The sequence below is a fragment of the Bacillus sp. FSL L8-0167 genome, from assembly GCF_038630295.1.
GTDB lineage: Bacteria > Bacillota > Bacilli > Bacillales > Bacillaceae > Bacillus > Bacillus safensis.
Window position 1 is genome coordinate 2064428 of record NZ_CP152027.1, and the last position, 22459, is coordinate 2086886.

Consider the following 22459-nt stretch of genomic DNA (forward strand, 5'->3'; position numbering starts at 1 on the left):
TATTAGTCGATGATATTTTCTAAACCATAAACGAGCTGATCAATGTGCATGACCTGCTCTACTGAAAGCTTCACGCCTGACATAAAGGATGCACGGTTATAAGAATCATGACGAATGGTGAGCGTCTGTCCGTCCATTCCAAACAGCACTTCTTGATGTGCAATCATACCAGGAAGTCTCACGCTGTGCAGACGGATACCATCATAATCGGCTCCTCGTGCCCCTTCGATTAATTCTTTCTCTTCTGGATGTCCCTGCTTTTTGCTTTCTCTTACTTCTGCAATCATTTCAGCCGTTTTTAAGCCCGTACCGCTTGGGGCATCTAGTTTTTTATCGTGGTGAAGCTCAATGATTTCAACGTCAGGGAAATAATTCGCGGCCATTTTGGCAAATTTCATCATTAAGACCGCACCGACAGCAAAGTTTGGTGCAATAATACAGCCTATGCCCTTTTCTTCTGTTAATTGCTGAAGCTCTTTTAGGTCATCTTCTGAAAATCCAGTTGTTCCTACGACTGGACGCACGCCATGTTCAAGTGCTTTTTTTGTATGTACTTTCCCGATTTCAGGTGTTGTCAGATCAATTAATACATCTGGTGCTGTTTCTGAAAGACACACATCAATATCCGTATAAATCGGTGCATTAGATGTCGTATGAATCACATCAGATAATTTTTTTCCTTCATGCGTGTGATCAAGTGCGGCCACCAGCTCAAAATGGCCTGTTTCTTCCGCCAGCTTCACAGCCTCTATCCCCATTCTTCCTCTTGCTCCAGCGATTACTACTTTGATGGTTTCGTTTGTCATCGTCTCTACTTCCCTTCTTTTTTCGTCCAGCGGTCTTTATCTCTTGTATTGAATTTATGCATCACACGATCATGTGCTTCTTCTAGTGAAATATCAAGTGAATTAGCGAGGCATGTTAACACAAACAAAACATCGCCAATTTCTTCTTCCATGCTTTTTTCTGTTTCCGTTGTTTTTTTCGGCTTTTCTCCATAGTAATGGTTAACCTCTCTTGCCAGCTCCCCTAATTCTTCTGTCAGGCGGGCCATCATCGCAAGAGGGCTGAAATAGCCTTCTTTAAATTGTCCTATGTAATCATCTACTTCTTGCTGCACGTGACGCAGCGTTTTTTCTTTCGTCATGAAGCTCATCCTCCTATCCATCTCTTACATGTTAGCGAAATCATAAATATTTGACAAATGTTTAAGACTCAGTTTGCTTGTTTCTCTCCCATACCATATAATATTATCGCTGTCTAAGCAAAAAAAGGAGTGGTCTCTTGCTAAAAGAAATTCGTCTTAAAAATATCGTATTTATTTTAATAGGATCTGCGATTTTTTCTTTCGGTCTTGTTCATTTTAATATGCAGAACAATTTGGCGGAAGGCGGATTTACAGGTATTACACTGCTTTTATATTTTCTATTTCACATTGACCCATCTATTTCAAACCTTGTCTTAAACATTCCGATCTTTTTTATAGGCTGGAAAATGCTTGGCAGAACGATGTTTACTTATACAATTGTAGGAACAGTGAGTCTTTCTGTCTTTCTTGCCATCTTCCAGCGCTTTCAAATACATATGCCTCTCCAGCACGATTTAGCCTTAGCCGCCCTCTTTGCAGGTGTATTTATCGGAACAGGCCTCGGGATCATCTTTAAATTCGGCGGTACAACAGGCGGTGTGGACATCATTGCAAGACTGATCAACAAGCATTATCAGGTGGCAATGGGACGAACGATGTTCATCTTCGACGCATGCGTCATTACCATCTCTCTGACCTACTTAAATTATAAAGAAGCGATGTATACACTTGTCGCAGTGTTTGTTGCTGCGAAGGTCATTGACTTCATGCAGGAAGGCGCTTACGCTGCCAAAGGCGCCATGATTATCTCTGAAAAAGATGACATCATTCAAAAGAAAATCACGGATGAAATGGAGCGCGGTGTCACCATCTTAAAAGGGGTCGGTTCCTATACGAAGCAGGAGCGCAACGTCCTTTATTGCGTCGTTCCGAAAAACGAGCTTGTCCACCTCAAAAGTGTCGTGACCTCAGTCGATCCTCATGCGTTTGTATCTGTCAGTGACGTGCATGATGTACTCGGTGAAGGCTTTACATTAGATGAACACAAAAAGCCGCTCAATCCACATTAAAAAAGAAGCACCAGTTTTGGGCTTCTTTTTTTATGATTTAGGATAATCAGCCTGACGTTTTTGTTTCTTTTCTTTTTCGGCACGATATTTCCGAAATCCAACATACGTTAACGTTAATAAAATGATACTCCCGGTTGTTAGGATGACCCATAAAAGCGATGGATCAGCTTCATCTTCATCGATGTGAGCAAACACACTCGATAAATCCTCTTCCAGCTTCGTGAGACGTTCAAGCTTTGTCCCACTTGATGCTTTTAAAAACTCACCTTGCTCAATTACTTCCATGTGCTGCTTAATCGTCTGGAGCTTTTCAGGCGAAATATCAATGGTTAAACTTGGATAGATCATATCGTATAAAGAAACCAGCTCATTCCAAGTTTCATAAAATGTCGTCGATTCTGGATCTTTTACTTCTTTTTTCAAAGTAGGAAAAGACCCCATAATGGGCTTCTCCAGCGAACCCCAAAGAGGCTCAGAATCCGACTGGATCGCATCAAGCAGCATTCTAAATTGAGAGGCATAACGAAGCTTTTCACGCTCATTCAATTCTTCCTGCGGCAGCCCTTTTATCATATCTTGATAGCCAAGTGTAATTTGCCGAATCTGCGTATTCGTCAAAGTTCCACGCCAATTCTCAGCTTTAAATGTCTTTTCAACATACAATGCGACTTGTAACGCCTCATCATATTTAGCTTGTCTCGTTAATTGAAAGATGGAATCTGATAGTTCCGTTAATTCTTGCAGCGTGTTAGCAGCTGTTTCCTCACCTTTGGCAACTGCTGGCTGTAATACGAGAAAAAATAATAGAATCATCGCGATTGGCTTTCGTTTCATGCAAGTCCCTCCTAGCCCTTCTCCTTACAGCGTATGAAGAAAAGGACAAGGTTAGACCAACATTGTTAAGGGAGTTCCAGCTTGACCGATTTTTTCGATAGAACGAGATAATACGAAACAAGAAGAACCGCAATACTTAGCCAAAACGTCACGTAGCCGATCTCGTTTGAGTAAGCAGACAGCATAGAATAACGGGGCATCATACCAAATACATAATCAATTACATCATTATGTAAGATCCAAATGCCTGCTACCACGAGATGACGCATTTGAAAACGATAATATGGCGCAAACAATACAGCCTGAACCGCCATCGCAAAGTGAGACCCAATCAGCATGTATCCTTCCCACGGAAAATCATCAACAGATAAAAGCACAAAGATATTCATTCCTACCGCCCATAACCCATATTTAATCAAGGTCACAAGAGCAAGTGCTTCAAAATAAGGAGCATTTCGTTTCATCAAAAACGCAAGTAATACAAATAAAAAGAAAAAGCTGGCCGTTGGACTGTCTGGTACAAAAGCTAAAAAGACAGCCGGTGTCTCTACGAGCTGCGGAATATACCAATAGTAGCCGTACACAGTGCCAAGGAAATTGATCATAAGCACCAGCACAAGCATGTAGCGCGTCGCTAGCAAATATTGAATCCATCTCATATGTCTCTTCACTCACGATCTGTTAAAATCAGAAAAAAGCTGACAGCGCCAGCTTTTTCTCTTTTGAGTATATCCTTGTACTTGCATTTAAACAACTGAATTATTTTGATTTGACCTCAGATAAATATTTAGAGAGCTTCTCGAGTTCTTCATCACTGCCTTTAAAAACACCCTTCGGCATGTTGCCTTTACCTTCTACAGCGATTTTAGCGATCTCTTCAGGCGAAAGACCGTTGTCAACAAGTGACGGTCCAGCTGCTCCGCCCTGCATGTTATCCCCATGGCAGGAGATACATGTCTGCTCTTGATAAATTTTATACTCTTCAGCTGAAGTATCAATCTCTGCTTCTTTCTTAATCTCACCTTGTTTTGCCGCTGCTTCCCAATCATGAGTTGCAACAGACTCCCACGTTAAATATGTTGCTGCGCCGACTGCAAGAATCATCATCCCGACTGCAATTGGTCTTCTATACGGTCTGCGTTCTGGACCTGAATCAAGAAATGGTGCGAGCAAAAGTGCACCAAACGCAATTCCAGGCATAATCATCGCGCCGACGACAGTGAAGTTTCCTGCAGCAAATTCATATTTTAATAACTGGTACAAAAATAGGAAATACCAGTCTGGCAGCGGAATATAGCCAGTATCTGTTGGATCAGCCATCCGCTCAAGCGGAGGCGCATGAACAACAGTTAGGACAAGAAATCCAATTAAAAAAACGGCACCTACAAGCCATTCCTTTAAAAGAAAGTTCGGCCAAAAGGCTTCTGTTTTTCCCGGATATTCGGAATAGTCTTTAGGTATGTTAGGTTTTCTTTCTGCCGGTATTCTGGAATCTCCGACAAACTTCATCCCTTTTCCCCTATGCAAAGTCATCCCCTCCTCATTGAACATTCATCAAACGCAGCATTTTAAAGCGGTCCAGAAATTCCTTGCTTACGAATCATAATAAAGTGGGCAGCCATCAGCCCAAATAATGCCGCTGGCAAGAAAAAGACATGGATAGCGAAAAATCTCGTCAGCGTTTGTGCCCCTACAATGTCAGGATGACCTGCAAGCAGCGTTTTGATCTCTTTACCAATGAAAGGTGTTGCTTCTGCTATTTGAAGACCAACCTTAGTCGCAAACAGCGCCTTCATATCCCATGGTAAAAGATAACCTGTAAAACCAAGTCCAAGCATCACAAAGAAAATGAGCACACCAACAATCCAGTTCAGCTCTCTAGGCTTTTTATACGCCCCTTGGAAAAAGACCCTTAGCGTATGTAAAAACATCATCACAATAACTAAACTCGCACCCCAGTGGTGCATCCCTCTGACAATCTGGCCAAATGCCACTTCATTTTGCAAATAATAGACAGATTCCCAGGCATTTTTAATATCCGGCACGTAATACATCGTTAAAAACATGCCCGAAAGGACTTGAATGACTGTCACAAAAAACGTTAAACCGCCAAAACAATACACAAAAGCGGAGAAATGATGTGCTGGGTTGACGTGCTCTGGCACCTCGTGATCCGCAATATCTCTCCATATTGGTGTAATGTCCAGCCGCTCATCTACCCAATCGTAAATCTTGTTAAGCATCGTTACCCTTCCCCTTTCGGCACAGCTTTTCCAAGATAGAGGTATCCGTCCTTCACTTGCTGCTTATAATGGTCAAGCGGTGCAAGCGGTGGAGTTCCGGGTACGTTTGTACCATCCTTGTCGTACAGCCCATAATGGCACGGGCAGAAAAATTTGTTTGGATTTTTCGGATCACTGTTCCAGTTCACTGTACATCCTAAATGTTTACAGATTGGCGATAAAGCGACAATTTCATCCCCTTCTTTGTACACCCATGCTGACCTAGATTCCTTTGACTCGTACCATGCATCTACTTGATCAATTTTAAAGTCAAAGCGCTTCGGTTCCTTTGTCAGTTCATCTACACTGACAACTTGAACCATATCCTGATCCTCTGTTCCTTTTAGCACAGGGTCAAGCGCAAAGCGAACCATAGGCATGAGCATTCCAGCGGCCATAAATCCCCCCACGCCGGTCAACGTGTAATTCAAAAATTGACGCCTGGACACTCCATGTCTCTTCTCGCTCATTTTTTTCTCCCCCCCTCAGGTCGTCAGCTACTTTATAACTGAATTAGAAAAAATTTCATAAAACTAGGACACCCTCATAATATATCAATCTATTCACAAGGTCAACATCCTAAAAAGCTATGTACAATGCAAATGTAAGGGTTTTTATGAAGGGTTCCATTTTTGTAACAAAAAGTTCAAAATTTGTTCTACACTGTCTTGAATCACTTTTTGCTTTAATTCAACCTTCAAATGCTCCAGCGGAACCGGCTTGAGCAAAAATAGCGATTCACTGATCTCAGTATGCTCTTTCCACTGGTGATCAGATGTGATCAATACGACATGCTGAAAATGATCTTTGAGCGACTGCTTCATTGTGAGTATGTCTTCTTGTTTCCGGTCACTCACTTCCAAATATGTATGTGGCGGAAAAAGAAAAACCCGCCCTTTTAACTGTCTTTCAAGTTCATCTGCTACAAGAATAGTAAACTCTCCTAAAGACACGGTTTGTTTCATTTGATCGGCATCAATCCCAACTAATGGAATGATAGCGGTATCAATGTAAGCTTTAGATTGCAAAAAGCGATCCGCGTCCTCTGCTTGAAACTTCATCAATTTCCCCTCTTTCATGACATAAGCCCTGCCTGTATAGGGCAAGGCTTATTCGCTCAGTTTATGACAATAGGCTTAATTCTTTTGCCAGCTTATTAAATGTTTCTTGATCATGACGGTCAAGTGCTTCATCTATCTCTTTCATGAGCCGTTCTTTTTGGAAAGTTGCGATTGAGTGCTCAAGCACTTTCTCAGCAAGATCCTTATCTTTTTCGTTCTCATAAAGATCCTTTGGAATATGAGGATTTGTTTCAAGAACAGCTGCATATTCCGGCGAACGATAAGCAGAACGGAAATTCAATTGAATAAACAAATCCTGCTGTTTATTCAAACGAATATCATGAAATGACTTTTCAGCATCTGTCGTCATGATGTTTTCTTTATAAAATCTAAAGGGAACTTCATCCACACAGTGTGTTGACATGATGATTCCCCTTGGGCAAAATTCTGCTTGCTCTACAAAATGAACCTTTTCCATCAAAGAGTCGTGACTCATTAAATAATTTAATATCCAAACACACTCTCTTCGCTTTAGCTGATAATGGTTTAAGAACCACCGGATAAATTCCTTTTTTTCATTGACAGAAACAGGGGTCTGCATGTTATTCCCTCCTCTATCGTAAATTAAATTGCTATACATGAATTATTCAACAAACCAGTTCTTCATTCCTGCAAACTATAAGGAAATTTCGTCTTCAATTCTTAAAATCGTTTCTTCAATTTCTTCATTCGTGCCATCTTTCTCTAGAACTTTGCGTAATAACGGCAATGCTTCTTTTTGTCTGCCCTCTTCTAAAAGGAACGAAGCGTATTCATATAAAAAGTCACGTTCCTCATCAAAATCAGGCAGGGCAAGCTTGAAATACTCGGCAGCTTCTTTGTATTCTTCTCGCCCGACAGAAGCAGATGCAGCATACCAATTCCATTTTGGATCATCTTCCCCAAAGCTTTTAACCTCTTTAATAACATCCAGAATTTCATCAAACAGCTCTTCATTTAAATAGATCGCCAGCAATGTTTGAACTGCTTCAATATAACCCGGATCGAGAGCAAGTGCTTCTTGAAGCAGTTTTTTCGCATCTTCTGAATTCCCATTTTTCAAATCAATCTTGGCACCATATAAATATAATTCTTTGTTATACTCATCAACTTTAATACCCTCTTTTACTACCTCTAAAGCCTCGTGATATAGTCCTTCTTCCTCATAACTTTTCGCTAAAGGCATATAAAGTGACGAATAGGAGGGATCAATATCTTTCAGTTCTGTAAGCTGCTGAATGGCTGTTTTCGTTCTGCCAGCCCTCATTGCTGTAAATCCGTAGCCAAAAAGAGTATTCGGGTCTGCTTGATCTTTTACTGCCTTTTCATACCATTCAAGTGCATCCTCAAATTCTCCAGCTGTGCTGAGCGATTCAGCGAGCCGCTGATACACATTGACACCGCCAACCTCATGCTGTTGATCTGCCACTTTGTAGAAATAATCGGCCGCTTTCTTTGAAAGACCTTGAGAAAAATACAACTCACCTAATGCAAAATCGATGATGGCTTCATTCGGAAGTAGTTCTTTCGCTTTTAAAAGCTTTTGTTCACTGACTTCAAATAGTCCTTGCATTTGATACAAATCTGCCATTAACAATAAACTCTCTGGGTACGCATCATCATCTTCAGGAATCGTTTCTAATACTGCAATCGCCTTCTCTTCATCATCAGAGTCAATCAACAGCTCTGCATAAAAACACGTTAAACCTGTTTCCTCTGGATATAAATCATGTAAATCACTGATGAGATTCCGTGCTTTATCGATATCTCCCCAATCATAATATAATTGAGCCGCTTGCGCCTTTTCTTCATCATGCAAATGCTTCTCTGCTTGAGCAAGTGTTTGGAGTCCTTTTTCAGTCTCACCCGCCTCAACTAATTTTATGGCTTCTTGTAATGAACTATTCAAATCAAACCGTTCCTTTCTGTTTCCAAAAACCTAAACTATTGTTACTTCATATCATAATCGACAGGTACACATCCAGCAAATATGTTGCTCTTTTAAAATGAACCCATTTTTGTGTTTTAAAGACTGTTTTTCATTTCATCCTATACGAAACTGATGATTTGTAAACTGCAGACACTATTTTTATCGGACAAAATGTTTTTTTTCAAGGTTTCACCTTGAGACAAGCTATGCTATATTTCTGACAAATATGCAAAAGGAAAGAAAAAGCCTGAGGACCTCCTCAGACTGTTTTCGTTAAATATTCAATGTGTTCAAAGAAATTCGGGTATGAGACACGAACAGCATCTGTATCTTCAATCTCAATGGCTTGCTTTGTCACACATGCGGCAATTCCCAGCATCATACCGATACGGTGATCTCCGTAGCTTGAGACGACTGCGCCGCCTTGAAGCGTAGTTTTACCATGAATCTTCATACCATCATCTGTTGCTTCAATATCAGCACCGAGTTTTTTAAGTTCTGATACGACTGTATCAATTCGATTGGTTTCTTTAACTTTTAACTCAGCAGCATCTTTAATGATCGTTGTTCCTTCTGCTTGGGTCGCAAGAAGCGCAATAATCGGAATTTCATCGATGAGTCTTGAAATCATGTCACCAGAAATTTCAATCCCTTTTAATGATGAAGTAGAAATCGTTAAATCACCATACGGTTCTCCGCCTTTGGCATCTACTTCATTAATCTCAAGGTTTGCACCCATAAGTTTCAGCACATCAATAATACCTGTTCTTGTTTTGTTTAACCCGACATTTTTTAAGACAATCCGGCTGTTAGGAACGATTGATCCAGCTACAAGGAAAAATGCAGCTGAAGAGATGTCTCCTGGAACAAATATATCTGTTGCTGTTAATGTCTGGCCGCCTTCAATGGAAACACTTTGTTCATCTTCATCTAGTTTTACACCAAACATAGAGAGCATTCTTTCTGTATGATCTCTTGATTTATGAGGTTCAGTTAAAGTCGTTGTTCCCTCTGCTTGAAGTCCAGCTAAAAGGACAGCCGACTTAATTTGTGCACTTGCCACCGGGGACTCATAAGAGATTCCTTTTAAATGACCGCCACGAATAGACAGTGGTGTAAACTCGCCATTTGCTCTGCCGTCTATTTTGGCTCCTAGTTGTTTAAGCGGACCCGTCACACGTTTCATTGGTCTTTTGGCAATACTCTCATCACCGATTAGTGTACTGTGAAACTCACAACCAGCTAATATTCCCAACATTAATCGAATGGTTGTACCAGAATTGCCAACATCGAGAATGTCAGACGGCTCCTTGAGCTCTTTCAGTCCTTTACCATGAATGACAACATCTGTCCCTTTTTGTTCAATTTCAACGCCCATCTTTCTAAAGCAATCAATCGTACTTAAACAGTCAGCTCCAGGAAGAAAGTTTTTCACTACTGTGGTCCCTTCAGCAATTGCACCAAACATCACTGATCTATGTGAAATAGATTTATCACCTGGGATATGAATTTCTCCATTCATAGGAGCATTTTTATGAATTTTCATGTTTGTCACCTCAGTCAGCATAAAATGTATCGTAATTCGCTCTATTTTTTATACAGATTTCTGCACGCTTGCGGTCGTCGTCTGTTTGAAAACTAATGCGTAAAATCCCATTAATGTCTTCCCGCGTCTCAATAATACGGATATTTGTAATACTAATGTTTTCACTTGCTAGATGCCCTGTAATCTCCGAAATGACCCCAGGGTGATCCGGAACATCGACATACAGATCATAAAAAGCAGGAATGGCTCCTTTTTTCCTTAGAGGAAGTCCATCGCGATATTCCTTAGCATCTTGAAAATAAGAGAACAATCCTTCAGCATCTTCTTGCTCTACGAAGGTTTCAATGCGGTTAATCTCTTTTTTCCATTCATGGAATCGGTCTAAAATCTTGTGTTTATTGTGCAGCAGGATATCCCTCCACATTGCAGGATTGCTTGAAGCAATTCGTGTGATATCACGAAAGCCTCCAGCAGCAAACCTTTTAACAAGTGGGAATTGTTCTTCAAAATGATGTGCTTGATGCACAAGGCTGGCTGCAACAATATGAGGGAAATGGCTGATAACACTTGTCACAGCATCATGTTCTTCTGGTGTCATTTCGATGAAATGAGCATGTGTCCCCTTTAACAAATCCATCAACCGATCAACAGCTTGACGTTTTGTTTCCTTTGCAGGCGTTAAAATATAGAACGCATTTTCAAATAAAAAGTCTTTCGCTGCAATAACACCTGACTTATGAGAGCCTGCCATTGGATGTCCACCAATAAATTGGTACTGCTCAGGCAGCGCTTTTTCAGCAAAATGGACGACCTTTTGCTTTGTGCTGCCGACATCAGTGATTGTGAGCTCTCTTTCAATTCCAGAGTCTGCAATATCACTAAGCATCTTTATTGTTTGCTGGACAGGAGTTGCCAAAATAATGGTCGAAGATTCTTCTAAACCAGCCAAAAACGAATCAGCTGTTGCATCAATAATTCCCAGCTTTGTTGCAGCAACCATTTGTTCTTTGGAAACATCAAATCCTACAATTTTTTTATGAGGATGCTCTTTTTTAATTGAGAGTGCAATAGATCCCCCAATTAAACCGAGTCCAGCGATTAATATTGTTTCGTTTGCATCATTCATATTCATCACCTGATTTTTCGCGAAAATTAAACAACCTATTTCAACAGCTTATATGTATTGAGGTTGGTACAATGAAAGCCATATCCTGCCTTAGGATATGACTTTCTGGTTATGCTACGCACGAATGCCTTGCAGTAAATCGGCAAGTGTGCTTAGAATGTCTTCATTTTGCTCTTTTGTTCCGACGGTAATACGTAAAGAAGTCGGAAAACCAAGTGCTTTACCGGAACGAACAATGTAACCTTTTTTCAATAATGCATTGAACAATTCATCGGCATCTCTTTTAAAATCAATCAGCACAAAGTTTGTTTGAGATGGATAGATATATAGTCCAAAACGGTCAGCAAAATCTTGATATTGCTTGAGACCTGCTTCGTTTTTCTGTCTGCATGATTGTATGAAATCTTGATCTTTGATCGCTGCACGAGCAGCTGCTTGAGCGATACGGCTGGTATTAAACGGCTCTCTCGCTGGTTCAATGGCAGTAATCAGCTCTTCTGATGCAATTCCGTAGCCTACTCGAAGCGCTGCAAGTCCATATGCTTTAGAAAACGTTCGAAGTACAATGACATTTTGATAATTGTGTAATAAAGATAAACTGTTTGGAAAATCTTCTGCACGAACGTATTCAAAATACGCTTCATCTAGTACAACAAGCACGTGAGCTGGCACTTCATCTAAAAACGCCACAATCTCAGATTCTGACAAATGATTTCCTGTCGGGTTATTTGGATTACATACCCAGACAACCTTCGTGTTTTCATCGATCGCATCCAGCATGCCCTTCAGATCGTGAGCTCCTCCTTCTAAAAGAGGCACTTCTCGAATTTCAGCATGTTCAATCACTGCATTGTGACGGTATTGCGGAAACGATGGAGATGGGATGACGGTATTTGTATGTTGGTCAAGGAATGCTCTCGCAATAATTTGCACAAGTTCATCTGAGCCATTCCCGAAAATTAATTGTTTTTCACTTACTTGAAGAAACTCAGCAAGCTCCGTTCTTAAACTTGCGCTGTATCCATCAGGATAAATCGCTAGATGTTCGAGCTCGGCTTGTATTGCCTCTCTTGCATGTACAGAACATCCAAAAGGGTTTTCATTTGAAGCCAATTTCACAATTTTGTCTAATTGATATTCTTTTTTGACCTCTTCAATTGGTTTCCCAGGTTGATACGGTTTTAGCTGTTTTAATTGATCTTTGATTTGCAAAATGTTTCACCTCATTTGAATGAATAGAGGGGACTAAATGTTTTTGCATATGTTTCAAATTCTCTTAAAGCCTCTTGACGTGTATCACTTGCCAGCAATTGTTCTTGAAGCTCTTCAATTTTTTTCACAAGTGCACTTCCGACAACAACACCGTCACTCAGTTTATTCATTGAGTCTACCTGCTCTCTTGTTGAGATGCCAAAACCGACAGCAACCGGTATGTGACTCAGCTGTTTCACTTGTTGAATAAAATCTGTAATTGACGCGTCAAAGGATTGCCTGACACCTGTTACACCAAGAGATGAAACACAATACACAAAACCTTCTGCCTGCTCTACAATGTTTACTAATCGTTCCTTGCTTGTTGGTGCAACGAGTGAAATATATGAAATGCCATGTGTTTGACAGTTCTTTTGCAGCTCGCTGCTCTCTTCAAACGGCAAGTCGGGTGTTAAGAGTCCCGAAATATGATTTTTGCGCAGTAAAGCGAAAAAGTATTCTGTGTCTAATTGTAACACAGGATTATAATACGTAAATAGAATTACAGGAATTTTTACTCCGTTTTTTTTCATCTTCCCTGCTAATTCTATCGCTTTTACGATATTCATGCCATGATTTAGAGCTCTTTTGGAGGCTCTTTGAATGACAGGACCGTCTGCTAATGGATCGGAATAAGGAACACCGAGTTCAATCGCATGTGCACCGGCTGCTTGAAGGGAGACAGCTAAATCAATCGTAATGTCTTGTGACGGATCTCCCGCTGTGATAAATGGGATAAATAATTTTTCGCCTTGCTCTAATTGAAACGTGATCATTTTGTTTTTCCCTCACTTTCAAGCACGTTCATTAATGTATGCACATCCTTATCGCCTCTTCCTGACAGGCAGACAAGAACAATTTCATCTTCATTCATCGTCTTGCTTACCTCAAACGCCTTGGCTAACGCATGTGCAGTTTCAATTGCTGGCAGAATTCCTTCTTTTTCAGTCAGCAGCTTTAGTGCATCTAGTGCTTCTTGATCTGTCGCACTCACATATTGAACCCGCCCGCTCGCATGTAAATATGCGTGCTCTGGTCCAATTCCCGGATAATCTAAACCAGCGGAAATCGAATATGGCTCAATAATTTGGCCAAATTCGTCTTGGATTAAGTATGTCAAAGACCCGTGGATCACACCTTTGGTTCCTTTCGTGATGGTTGCAGCATGGAGCGGCGTATCGATTCCTTTTCCAGCTGCCTCTACACCAATGATATCTACCTCTTCATCTAAAAATGCCCGGTACATTCCAATGGCATTACTTCCGCCGCCAACACAGGCAATGACTTTATGAGGAAGCCTTCCTTCTTTTTCAAGCAGCTGCTCTTTTGCTTCATTACCAATCATCCGCTGGAACTCACTGACGATTTGAGGATACGGATGAGGGCCTACAACGGAGCCAATCATGTAAAAATGATCACTGCAGTGCTGAACCCAATAGCGGATAGCTTCGTTGGTTGCATCTTTTAGTGTGCCATTCCCGCTTGTGACAGGTATGACTTCAGCGCCAAGCAGCTTCATCCGAAAGACATTGAGTGATTGTCTTTCCACATCTTCTTTTCCCATAAATACCGTGCAGGATAACCCGAACTTTGCGGCCACCGTTGCAGCAGCTACTCCGTGCTGGCCCGCGCCTGTTTCCGCGATGATGTTTGATTTCCCCATTTTTTTCGCAAGCAGGGCCTGACCAAGCGCATTGTTAATTTTATGAGCACCCGTGTGGTTTAAATCTTCTCTTTTTAAATAGATCTTTGCGCCGCCGAGGTATGCTGATAATTGTTCAGCATATGTAAGCGCAGTTGGTCTGCCTGAATAGTTTCGAAGTAGTGATACATATTCTGCTTGAAAAGCAGGGTCTTCTTTTAATTCACGAAATGCCTGCTCGATTTCTGCAAGTGGCTGCATGAGCGTTTCCGGGACAAATTTCCCTCCGAATTCTCCGTATCTGCCAATCTCATTTGGATATGCGTACATCATTTAACATCCTTTCTTCGAGCGCTTCGATCTTAGCGCTGCTTTTCTTCCCGTTTTCTTCTATTCCGCTTGAAAGATCGAGCGCTTCTGGACCATAGGCAAGGAGCTCTGCTACCGTTTCTGGTGTGATACCGCCTGCAATTATGCAAGTTTTCTCCAGCCGTTTTGCGTGCTGAACGTATGCAGGCACCGCCTCCCAAGTAAATGCTGTTCCAGAGCCGCCTCTCATCCCTTTTACTTTCGCATCAATGAGGAAGCCATCGACAACAGGGGCAAATGCCGTCATTTTTTCAAGCGTGTTTGTGATATTGGATTCGTGGTGGAACACTTTCCAAACGACAGCCCCTGTTTGTTGTTTGATTTCTTTAGCGTCATCCTGCGTTTCGTCTCCATGAAGCTGTACGATATCTAAAGGTATATGTTTTGTGATCTCACACACTTTTTCGATCTTTTCATTTACAAATACACCGGCAATTTTTTTCTCACACTTTGTTTGAATGAGCCATTGTTTCACTTGATCTGGCTGGACTTGTCTTTTACTTGGAGCAAAAATAAATCCAATGGCATCTGCGTGAGATTGCGCAATACATTCCACATCGCCTTGTGATACTGCTCCGCAATATTTTAAGTAAGGCTTCATCCTGTTCATTCTCCAAACAATGTTTGAACGGCTTTTTCTTGTGATTGTTCTCTCATTAATGATTCTCCTACAAGAACTGCACCCGCTCCATGTTCCTTCACAAAGGTCAGATCATCAAATGTTTGAATACCGCTCTCACTCACTAGTAAGACATCGTTTGGAACGAGGGGTGCGATCTCTTTTGTTTGTTCAACTGTTGTTGTAAATGTATTTAAATTCCGGTTGTTCACTCCAATGATTTCAGGGGTAAACAACTTCAAAATATTTTCCAGTGTATCTGCTGCATGTACTTCGACAAGGACATCTAGGCCTTTCTCTTTCGCTTCAGCATAGAGCTCGTGCAGCTTTTGCGGCTCAAGTACTTCTCCGATTAATAAAATGGCATCTGCTCCTATACGTCTTGACTCTTCTACCTGTATGGAGTCAATGATGAAATCTTTTCTTAAAATTGGACGATCTACGTGTTTTTTAATGAGGGATAAGTATTCGTTTTTCCCTTGAAAGAACGGTTCATCTGTTAAAACAGATAAGCAATCAGCATTTGATTTTTCGTAAGCTTTTGCTGTTTGTAAAGGATCAAAATTCGGTTGAATGATTCCTTTGGAAGGAGACGCCTTTTTCACCTCCGCAATTAGACCAATTGAGCGATGAGGATTCATGAGTGCTTCTTTAAATGATCGTCTTTCAAAGTGTCCATCCACTGGTAACTGCAATGTTTGGATATGTTCTTTTTTGCGGGCAATGATTTGATTAAGCATAGATCTCTTCCTCTCTCGTTTTTTGTTTTAATCGAGCCAATTGTTCTTTGGCTGCGCCGTTTTTAATTGTTTCAATCGCTTTTAATGTCCCGGCCATGAGGCTTTCTGACTTCCCTGCGACATATAAAGCCGCTCCAGCATTCAGGGCTGTAATATGAAGCGGCGCCCCTTCTGTTTGATGATTCAATATATTCTGAATCAATTTAGCACTCTCTTCCGGTGATTGGACCTGAATATCTGATAAATATCCTTTTTGCAGCCCAAAGTCTTCTGGATTGAGTGTATATTCTGTCATGACATCTTTTTTGAGTTCAATCACATATGAATTTGCTGTAATCGTTAATTCATCCAGCCCATCTTCTCCGCAAACAAACAGCACATGTTCTGGCTCTAACGGTGCAAGGGCTTTTGCCATTAATTTCGCCTTTTCCTTTGAGTAAACGCCGATGATTTGCTTTTTGGCTTGCATTGGGTGGCAAAGCGGGCCTAATAGATTAAATACCGTCCGGAAGCCGAGCTGCTTGCGGACTGCGGCTACTTGTTTCATAGATGAATGATACAATGGGGCAAATAAAAAACCCATGTTTTTCTCTTGTATTTGTCTTCTTGTTTCTTCTGGTGTGGATTGAATATGAATCCCAAGACACTCAAGTACATCGGCACTCCCGCTTTTAGAAGAAACTGATCGATTTCCGTGTTTGGCGATTTTGGCTCCAGCAGCGGAAGCGACAATGGCGGCGGCAGTTGATATATTAAAGGTGGAGAGTCCATCGCCTCCTGTGCCGCAAGTGTCAACAACATCAAGCGATCGTTCCATTGGTGCTGCATTTTGCCGCATAGCTTTCACAAAACCCGTCATTTCTTCAGCGGTTTCTCCTCTATGCGCTAAAATCGAGAGACTAGCAGCGACTTCAGCATCTGTTAAAAAGCCGCTCATCATATCATGCATGAGTTTATTTGCTTCATTTTCTGATAGAAAGCCTCCATTAACAAGAGCTGATAGTCGGTGATTCATCCTGCACACTCTCCTTTTCTGAGAAAATATGTTCCGCAAGCTGAATGGCTTTCAAAAGTGCTCCTGCCTTGTTACAAGTCTCTTCCCATTCATTTTCTGGGACAGAATCAGCCACAATGCCGGCGCCTGCTTGTATAGAAGCGGTCTGATTTTTGACGCTCATCGTACGAATGGTAATACAGGAGTCGATATTGCCGTCGAATCCAATATAGGCAATACAGCCGCCATACGTTTCTCTTGGCTCAGGCTCCATTTCATTTAATAATTGCATCGCTCTTATTTTTGGGGCACCTGTTAATGTGCCTGCAGGGAATGCGGACATGAGCGCATCGACTGGATGTGTATCCCGCTTTAGCTTTCCAGTCACAATGGAGATGATGTGCATGACATGTGAAAAATTCACTACTTTTGTAAAGGTAGGTACGGATACACTGCCGTATTCTGCCACACGGCCAACATCATTTCTGGCAAGATCCACTAACATGTAATGCTCGGCTTTTTCCTTTTCATCTTCAAGCAGCTCTTTTGCTAGCTCAGCATCCTCTTCTATCGTTCTTCCTCGTTTTCTTGTGCCAGCAATAGGATGAATTTCTAAATGCCCATTTTTGGCATGGATTAATCGTTCTGGCGAGCTGCCGACTAAATCACGATCTTTTAATTTCATAAAATACATATAAGGAGATGGATTCACAATCCGAAGCACGCGGTATAATTCAAATGAACTCACTGACACAGGGATATCAAAGCGCTGCGAGAGTACGCCTTGAAAAATGTCACCCGCTCGAATGTATTCTTTTATTTTTTCAACATCTTTTAGAAATTGCGCTTTTTCATAGGTTGACGTCACATGTTCAAAGGACGGCGGCTCATTCATATTCCCTGATAAAATCAGTTCTTTCATATCAACCTTTGAATGAAGCTTGTGAATCATCTGTTCAAGCTGTTTTTGATTTTCTTTGTAAGCGCGTATTTTTTCGTCTTCTGTTTCATGTCCGGTTAGCTGGGTGTACTGGATAAAATGAACATGATTTGTTTCATGATCAAAAGCAATCATCGTTTGGCAGACAAATAATGTGCAATTTTCTGCCAGCGATGCGCTGCGGTGAGGCCTGACAGAAGGTTCAATGTTTGGGATTAGATCGTAGCTTAAGTACCCAACAGCCCCGCCTGTAAATGGGATATCAATATCTGGCGTTTTGATTTGATATTGCTCTTTCATCCAATCCAGCAGTTTTTTCAGCTCTTGCTTTTGCATGACTTCCTGCCCCGCAGCATCACGTGCAACGTATTTGTTTTGGTCATCATGTAAGGTTAAAAACGGATGCAATCCAATGAAGGAATATCTCGACCAGCTGGAAGACTCATCTTTGCTTTCTAGCAAATACACAATATCTTGTTTGAGCTTTTCAACAATTTGAATCGGTGAGAGCGTATCGACTGTAATGGTTTCAACAATTGGGATCGTTTTGTAGGACTCACTATCCTTTAAAAATTGAGTCAGGTTTGATTGGGAATTCATAAGCACACTCCTTAAATGGGATTAAGGAGAATGAGGGGACATATAGAGGGTTTGTATGAGTATACAAAATAAGCCTAAAAGAGGGTTACTCTTTTAGGCAGTATGATTAAATAGAAGTATCGTATCTCTGCTCAACTCTACTCATCTCAACTACCCTAGTCTCATTCTCATCTTCTCTAAGCTTGCAATGCCGTTTACACCTGTGTGTAAACTTCGGCTGTTCATATCGTATTATAATTCCTTGTTTTTTGTCAACTGTAAATCAGGGCGAAGCGTCACAGCTTCTTCCAAGTATACATGCTGTATGTCTTCCTGCTTTGTATCTGTCTGGACAGTCATTAAGACACGAATACATTGCTTTAAACCGCCATCAATGTCCAGTTCCTGCATACAAGTAACCGGTACATATGTCCATCCTTCAAATTGACGAAGTGCTTTTGCCGGAAAAACGGAGTGAATATCTTGTGTAGCTGAAATCAAGATCTGCACGACACGTTCTGGATCTACTTGGTTTCTTGAAATGATCGCTTCTAGCAGCTGTTTCGTTTTATTTAACACTTCTGTTTCTGTATCTTCTATCACAGTTGTAGCCCCACGTATCCCGCGAAACATCATAGACATCCCTCCTCCCGTTTCCATTCTTCGAGCCAGTAGTGCAGCTCATCTTTTGTGAAAGACTGTAAGGTGACGTCTCCAACCTGTTTTAATAAAACAAATTGAACACTGCCGCCTCTTGCTTTTTTATCACCAATCATCCGGTCAACAAATGTTTTCGTGGAAATATCTTTTGTGACTTTGACCGGGAAACCGAGCTCTTTCATCCACTCTTTTAGTTCCAAACGATTAAGGCTGAGCCCCAGCTGCTTTTCGCTCACATACAGCGCAAACTGCATGCCGATTGCAATGGCATCTCCGTGCGTGATGGCGCCATATCCATACTCTGCTTCAATGGCATGCCCTAGTGTATGGCCTAAATTCAAAAATGCACGCACACCTTGTTCTTTTTCATCTTCTTGAACGATTGACGCTTTGACTTGAATGCCTTGATACAGCATATGTGCCAGCTCGCTTTTTGATAAATCCGTCAAAGAACGAATGGACATGAGTTCTGATAAAAATTCTTCACTTGAAATCAGTGCATGTTTGATGACTTCTGCAAAGCCTGATCTTCGTTCAATTTGAGAGAGGGTCTCAAGCATACTAGTATCATAGATCACAGCTTTCGGCTGATGAAACGCACCGATTAAATTTTTACCGAGCGGATGGTTGATCCCTGTTTTCCCGCCAACTGCACTATCATGTGCCAGCAGCGTCGTCGGCACTTGGATAAAATCAATGCCTCTCATATAAGTGGCAGCAGCAAAGCCAGCCAAATCTCCAATCACGCCTCCTCCCAGCGCAATGATGCAGGAGGAACGATCAAGCTGAAATTGAATGGCTTTCGTATGAATATGCTCAAATTCGGCAAAGGATTTTGACTGCTCTCCGCTTGGCACAACCACTTTGTTCACAGGCCACTTCTGCTGAAGTAAGCGAACCATCTCATCCCCATAAATGGCATCAACAGCTGCATCTGTGACGATTAAGAGCTTCGTATAGGAATGCCCAGTGGAAGTTATCAAGTCGACGATATTGCGTTTAATCCCATCACCGATAAATACAGGATAAGTGGCTGAAGACGTCTTAACTTCCAGTGTTTTCATTAAAATTCCCTCTGAAGCTGGCGCATTTTCTCAACATTTTCTTTAATGCGGTCGATTTGGTCAAGGCCAAACTGCTCCACAACTGCATTGGCAATTTCCCATGCAACGACTGCTTCTGCAACAACACTTGCAGCAGGAACAGCACAGCTGTCAGATCGTTCAATACTTGCAGAGAAAGGTTCTTTTGTTTCAATGTCAACGCTTTGAAGCGGCTTATAAAGCGTTGGGATTGGTTTCATAACCCCTCTTACGACAATTGGCATACCGGTTGACATTCCGCCTTCAAGACCACCTAGGCGATTTGTTTTTCTCGTATAGCCCTTTTCTTCATCCCAGATGATTTCATCATGGACCTCACTGCCGTTTTTAGAGGCTGCCTCGAAGCCAATACCGAATTCAACCCCTTTAAAAGCGTTGATACTAAGTACAGCGCCCGCAAGCTTGCTGTCCAATTTACGGTCGTAATGAACATAGCTGCCAACCCCAACCGGCATCCCTTCAACGATGACTTCAACAATTCCGCCAATTGAATCGCCGTTTTTCTTCGCTTCATCAATTGCATCCATCATTTTCTGACCTGCTTCACTGTCATAGCAGCGAACAGGTGATTCTTCTGTTACCTTCTGCAAATCTTCAATAGACTCATATGCTGTATGAGCTGCTTTCACTCCGCCAATTTCAAGAACGTGGCCAGCTACTTTAATCCCTAGATGTGCCAAGATTTGTTTGGCAACTGCGCCTGCTGCTACGCGAACAGTTGTCTCGCGGGCTGATGAACGCTCTAAAACGTTTCTCATATCACGGTGTCCATATTTGATCGCCCCATTTAAATCCGCATGTCCTGGTCTTGGACGGGAGATTTGACGCTTCATTTCACTTTCTTCTTCTTCCGTGATCGGCTCTGCCCCCATCACCTTTGTCCAATGCTTCCAGTCGTTGTTTTCAACAACAAGTGCGATTGGGGAACCTAATGTTCTTCCGTGGCGAACACCACTTAACACTTTCGCCTGGTCTTTTTCAATCTGCATTCTTCTTCCGCGGCCATGACCTTTTTGTCTTCTAGCCAATTCATAATTGATGTCATCCTGCTCTATGTAAAGTCCCGCTGGAACTCCTTCAATAATTGTGGTCAGTTGTGGACCATGTGATTCACCTGCTGTTAAGTATCTCATGACTCAATCTCCCTTCATCGCATTAACGCTTTTAAGTAAAAATATAATAACACACTTGCTACTAAAAAGTCAGCTACATACCCTTCTTTTGATAAAAGAAAGTATCAGCAGATGTCAGTCCAAACTTTTCTGGGTGAAAAATTTGCTCTGTAGAACCAACAAATAATACGCCATTTTGTTTTAAACTGCTGCTCATTTTTAAGTAAATTTCTTCTTTTGCCTCTTCAGTAAAGTAAATCAGTACATTTCGGCAGACGATGAGGTCAAGCTGTTTTTCATATGGATCTGCTAAAAGGTTGTGCTTCTTAAATTGAATATGCTTTCGAACCTCATCCTTCACAGTGTAAAATGAAGAATCTTCTTTTGTGAAATATTTTTGCTTGATATGATCTGGCACCTCTTGCAGAGAGCGTTCATGATATCTGCCTTTTTGAGCTGACTGCAGAACTTTATCATCAATATCAGTTGCAATAATTTGGAAGTCTTTCACAAGAGGATGGCTTGACAGCAGCATGGAGAGTGTATATGGCTCCTCTCCTGTCGAACATGCTGCACTCCAAATCTTTAAGGTGCCGCCATTTTTCGAAAGCAGCGGCAGAATTTTTTGATCAAGTACTTCCCAGCGCTGATAGTTTCGGTAAAATTCTGACACATTTATCGTCATGCGGTCCATCGTTTCATCTAATAATGCTCTATCCTTTTCAAGCGCGGCCGCGAATGCTTCAAAATTTTTATATCCTTTTTTATCATAAAGTGATGTTAATCTCCGTTTCATTTGTGCTTCTTTATATAAATTCAGATCAACCCCGGTTAGTTTTTTCCATTTTCCAACAAATACTTGATATGGATCCATCAATGTCCTCTCCTGTCTCATCTATCTTTGTCCTAGTATAGCTGTTTTTATCGAAAATTTGTATCTTCTCATGCGAAATTTCGTGCAGAAAGTTCAATATAAAAAAAAGCCAAAGTGCCCATTAGATGAACACCTTGGCTTGAATCTTAATAAATCCAGCTTGAGATGGTTTGATCCCAGCTTGTGAGTTCTTCTTGTTTGAAGAATAAGTTAATTTCTCTTTCAGCACTTTCTGGTGAGTCAGACCCATGGATAATGTTTTTCCCAACAGTCAATCCATAGTCTCCTCTTATTGTTCCTGGAAGCGCTTCCTTTGGATTTGTTTTGCCGATAATCTGTCTTGTTACGTCTACTACCTGTTCACCTTGCCATACCATTGCAAATACAGGTCCTGACGTAATAAAGTCAACCAATTCCCCGAAAAATGGTTTTTCTTTATGCTCTCCGTAATGTGTTTCTGCTACTTCCTTTGGAATACTCATTAGTTTTGCACCAACAAGCTGAAGCCCCTTTTTTTCGAATCTTGACACAATGTCACCGATTAATTGTCTTTCCACACCATCAGGTTTGACCATAAGAAATGTTTTGTCCATATACGTTT

At 41.4% G+C, this 22459-nt stretch carries 25 protein-coding genes; 1 reads left to right on the forward strand and 24 read right to left on the reverse strand.

Annotated elements, in window-relative coordinates:
- Window positions 1-2: 2 nt before the first annotated feature.
- Both dapB and MHB66_RS10520 read right to left on the reverse strand, forming a co-directional pair.
- The gene (gene dapB, locus MHB66_RS10515; protein WP_034280443.1) at window positions 3-806 is read right to left on the reverse strand and encodes a 4-hydroxy-tetrahydrodipicolinate reductase; all 804 of its coding nucleotides are present in this window, start codon (window positions 804-806) and stop codon (window positions 3-5) included.
- Window positions 807-811: 5 nt separating this feature from the next.
- Window positions 812-1147, reverse strand: a complete 336-nt coding sequence (locus MHB66_RS10520; RefSeq protein ID WP_024422788.1) for a nucleotide pyrophosphohydrolase — start codon at window positions 1145-1147, stop codon at window positions 812-814.
- 137 nt (window positions 1148-1284) lie between these two features.
- Between MHB66_RS10520 and MHB66_RS10525 the strand changes: the two genes are divergently transcribed.
- Complete coding sequence (locus tag MHB66_RS10525) at window positions 1285-2157, forward strand: YitT family protein (protein WP_024422789.1); 873 nt, start codon at window positions 1285-1287, stop codon at window positions 2155-2157.
- 30 nt (window positions 2158-2187) lie between these two features.
- Here MHB66_RS10525 and ypjB read toward each other — a convergent pair whose 3' ends face one another.
- From ypjB to ndk, 22 genes are all read right to left on the reverse strand, one after another.
- Complete coding sequence (gene ypjB, locus MHB66_RS10530; RefSeq protein WP_046311598.1) at window positions 2188-2991, reverse strand: sporulation protein YpjB; 804 nt, start codon at window positions 2989-2991, stop codon at window positions 2188-2190.
- Between the two features lie 65 nt (window positions 2992-3056).
- Window positions 3057-3650 carry a DUF1405 domain-containing protein gene (locus tag MHB66_RS10535; RefSeq protein ID WP_024428102.1) on the reverse strand — a complete coding sequence of 198 codons (594 nt, stop codon included), beginning with the start codon at window positions 3648-3650 and terminating at the stop codon, window positions 3057-3059.
- A gap of 100 nt (window positions 3651-3750) precedes the next feature.
- Window positions 3751-4518: a menaquinol-cytochrome c reductase cytochrome b/c subunit gene (locus MHB66_RS10540; protein WP_024422792.1), complete on the reverse strand. Its 768-nt coding sequence runs from the start codon at window positions 4516-4518 to the stop codon at window positions 3751-3753.
- A 41-nt stretch (window positions 4519-4559) separates the two neighbouring features.
- Window positions 4560-5234: a menaquinol-cytochrome c reductase cytochrome b subunit gene (gene qcrB / locus MHB66_RS10545; protein WP_003215804.1), complete on the reverse strand. Its 675-nt coding sequence runs from the start codon at window positions 5232-5234 to the stop codon at window positions 4560-4562.
- A 2-nt stretch (window positions 5235-5236) separates the two neighbouring features.
- The gene (locus MHB66_RS10550) at window positions 5237-5743 is read right to left on the reverse strand and encodes a ubiquinol-cytochrome c reductase iron-sulfur subunit (RefSeq protein ID WP_007500911.1); all 507 of its coding nucleotides are present in this window, start codon (window positions 5741-5743) and stop codon (window positions 5237-5239) included.
- A 144-nt stretch (window positions 5744-5887) separates the two neighbouring features.
- Complete coding sequence (locus MHB66_RS10555; protein ID WP_034280438.1) at window positions 5888-6334, reverse strand: YpiF family protein; 447 nt, start codon at window positions 6332-6334, stop codon at window positions 5888-5890.
- Between the two features lie 61 nt (window positions 6335-6395).
- Complete coding sequence (locus MHB66_RS10560) at window positions 6396-6935, reverse strand: ReoY family proteolytic degradation factor (RefSeq protein ID WP_008344562.1); 540 nt, start codon at window positions 6933-6935, stop codon at window positions 6396-6398.
- Between the two features lie 75 nt (window positions 6936-7010).
- Entirely contained in the window at window positions 7011-8282 is a 1272-nt protein-coding gene (locus MHB66_RS10565) for a tetratricopeptide repeat protein (protein WP_342490552.1), read from the reverse strand.
- A gap of 280 nt (window positions 8283-8562) precedes the next feature.
- Complete coding sequence (aroA, locus tag MHB66_RS10570) at window positions 8563-9849, reverse strand: 3-phosphoshikimate 1-carboxyvinyltransferase (protein ID WP_034280435.1); 1287 nt, start codon at window positions 9847-9849, stop codon at window positions 8563-8565.
- Between the two features lie 10 nt (window positions 9850-9859).
- A complete protein-coding gene (locus MHB66_RS10575) occupies window positions 9860-10975 on the reverse strand; it encodes a prephenate dehydrogenase (protein ID WP_034280434.1) in 1116 nt (371 codons plus the stop codon).
- Between the two features lie 114 nt (window positions 10976-11089).
- Complete coding sequence (gene hisC, locus MHB66_RS10580; RefSeq protein ID WP_024422797.1) at window positions 11090-12187, reverse strand: histidinol-phosphate transaminase; 1098 nt, start codon at window positions 12185-12187, stop codon at window positions 11090-11092.
- Window positions 12188-12198: 11 nt separating this feature from the next.
- On the reverse strand, window positions 12199-13002 hold the full coding sequence (gene trpA / locus MHB66_RS10585; RefSeq protein ID WP_046311603.1) for a tryptophan synthase subunit alpha: 804 nt from the start codon (window positions 13000-13002) through the stop codon (window positions 12199-12201).
- Window positions 12999-14198 (reverse strand): tryptophan synthase subunit beta, encoded by a 1200-nt coding sequence (gene trpB, locus MHB66_RS10590; protein WP_046311605.1) that lies wholly within the window; start codon window positions 14196-14198, stop codon window positions 12999-13001. Before trpB ends, trpA begins: the two co-directional genes overlap by 4 nt.
- The gene (locus MHB66_RS10595) at window positions 14179-14847 is read right to left on the reverse strand and encodes a phosphoribosylanthranilate isomerase (protein ID WP_046311607.1); all 669 of its coding nucleotides are present in this window, start codon (window positions 14845-14847) and stop codon (window positions 14179-14181) included. The genes trpB and MHB66_RS10595 overlap by 20 nt, the downstream gene beginning before the upstream one ends.
- A complete protein-coding gene (gene trpC, locus MHB66_RS10600; RefSeq protein ID WP_046311610.1) occupies window positions 14844-15596 on the reverse strand; it encodes an indole-3-glycerol phosphate synthase TrpC in 753 nt (250 codons plus the stop codon). The genes MHB66_RS10595 and trpC overlap by 4 nt, the downstream gene beginning before the upstream one ends.
- Complete coding sequence (trpD, locus tag MHB66_RS10605; protein ID WP_046311612.1) at window positions 15589-16611, reverse strand: anthranilate phosphoribosyltransferase; 1023 nt, start codon at window positions 16609-16611, stop codon at window positions 15589-15591. The genes trpC and trpD overlap by 8 nt, the downstream gene beginning before the upstream one ends.
- Window positions 16583-18130, reverse strand: a complete 1548-nt coding sequence (trpE, locus tag MHB66_RS10610; protein ID WP_046311614.1) for an anthranilate synthase component I — start codon at window positions 18128-18130, stop codon at window positions 16583-16585. Before trpE ends, trpD begins: the two co-directional genes overlap by 29 nt.
- Before the next feature lie 231 nt (window positions 18131-18361).
- Window positions 18362-18745: a chorismate mutase gene (gene aroH / locus MHB66_RS10615; RefSeq protein WP_024422804.1), complete on the reverse strand. Its 384-nt coding sequence runs from the start codon at window positions 18743-18745 to the stop codon at window positions 18362-18364.
- A complete protein-coding gene (aroB, locus tag MHB66_RS10620) occupies window positions 18742-19833 on the reverse strand; it encodes a 3-dehydroquinate synthase (RefSeq protein WP_034280427.1) in 1092 nt (363 codons plus the stop codon). The genes aroH and aroB overlap by 4 nt, the downstream gene beginning before the upstream one ends.
- Window positions 19833-21005, reverse strand: a complete 1173-nt coding sequence (aroC, locus tag MHB66_RS10625; RefSeq protein WP_024422806.1) for a chorismate synthase — start codon at window positions 21003-21005, stop codon at window positions 19833-19835. The genes aroB and aroC overlap by 1 nt, the downstream gene beginning before the upstream one ends.
- Before the next feature lie 73 nt (window positions 21006-21078).
- Window positions 21079-21858: a protein-glutamate O-methyltransferase CheR gene (locus tag MHB66_RS10630; RefSeq protein WP_034280426.1), complete on the reverse strand. Its 780-nt coding sequence runs from the start codon at window positions 21856-21858 to the stop codon at window positions 21079-21081.
- Window positions 21859-22004: 146 nt separating this feature from the next.
- Window positions 22005-22451, reverse strand: coding sequence for a nucleoside-diphosphate kinase (ndk, locus tag MHB66_RS10635; RefSeq protein ID WP_024422808.1), 447 nt, complete (start codon window positions 22449-22451; stop codon window positions 22005-22007).
- Window positions 22452-22459 lie beyond the last annotated feature (8 nt).

Coding starts and splice junctions, on each gene's coding strand:
- dapB (WP_034280443.1), bottom strand. CDS start 806: ATGACAAACGAAACCATCAAAGTAGTAATCGCTGGAGCAAGAGGAAGA.
- MHB66_RS10520 (WP_024422788.1), bottom strand. CDS start 1,147: ATGACGAAAGAAAAAACGCTGCGTCACGTGCAGCAAGAAGTAGATGAT.
- ypjB (WP_046311598.1), bottom strand. CDS start 2,991: ATGAAACGAAAGCCAATCGCGATGATTCTATTATTTTTTCTCGTATTA.
- MHB66_RS10535 (WP_024428102.1), bottom strand. CDS start 3,650: ATGAGATGGATTCAATATTTGCTAGCGACGCGCTACATGCTTGTGCTG.
- qcrB (WP_003215804.1), bottom strand. CDS start 5,234: ATGCTTAACAAGATTTACGATTGGGTAGATGAGCGGCTGGACATTACA.
- MHB66_RS10550 (WP_007500911.1), bottom strand. CDS start 5,743: ATGAGCGAGAAGAGACATGGAGTGTCCAGGCGTCAATTTTTGAATTAC.
- MHB66_RS10555 (WP_034280438.1), bottom strand. CDS start 6,334: ATGAAGTTTCAAGCAGAGGACGCGGATCGCTTTTTGCAATCTAAAGCT.
- MHB66_RS10560 (WP_008344562.1), bottom strand. CDS start 6,935: ATGCAGACCCCTGTTTCTGTCAATGAAAAAAAGGAATTTATCCGGTGG.
- aroA (WP_034280435.1), bottom strand. CDS start 9,849: ATGAAAATTCATAAAAATGCTCCTATGAATGGAGAAATTCATATCCCA.
- MHB66_RS10575 (WP_034280434.1), bottom strand. CDS start 10,975: ATGAATGATGCAAACGAAACAATATTAATCGCTGGACTCGGTTTAATT.
- trpA (WP_046311603.1), bottom strand. CDS start 13,002: ATGATCACGTTTCAATTAGAGCAAGGCGAAAAATTATTTATCCCATTT.
- trpB (WP_046311605.1), bottom strand. CDS start 14,198: ATGTACGCATATCCAAATGAGATTGGCAGATACGGAGAATTCGGAGGG.
- MHB66_RS10595 (WP_046311607.1), bottom strand. CDS start 14,847: ATGAACAGGATGAAGCCTTACTTAAAATATTGCGGAGCAGTATCACAA.
- trpC (WP_046311610.1), bottom strand. CDS start 15,596: ATGCTTAATCAAATCATTGCCCGCAAAAAAGAACATATCCAAACATTG.
- trpD (WP_046311612.1), bottom strand. CDS start 16,611: ATGAATCACCGACTATCAGCTCTTGTTAATGGAGGCTTTCTATCAGAA.
- trpE (WP_046311614.1), bottom strand. CDS start 18,130: ATGAATTCCCAATCAAACCTGACTCAATTTTTAAAGGATAGTGAGTCC.
- aroH (WP_024422804.1), bottom strand. CDS start 18,745: ATGATGTTTCGCGGGATACGTGGGGCTACAACTGTGATAGAAGATACA.
- aroB (WP_034280427.1), bottom strand. CDS start 19,833: ATGAAAACACTGGAAGTTAAGACGTCTTCAGCCACTTATCCTGTATTT.
- aroC (WP_024422806.1), bottom strand. CDS start 21,005: ATGAGATACTTAACAGCAGGTGAATCACATGGTCCACAACTGACCACA.
- MHB66_RS10630 (WP_034280426.1), bottom strand. CDS start 21,858: ATGGATCCATATCAAGTATTTGTTGGAAAATGGAAAAAACTAACCGGG.
- ndk (WP_024422808.1), bottom strand. CDS start 22,451: ATGGACAAAACATTTCTTATGGTCAAACCTGATGGTGTGGAAAGACAA.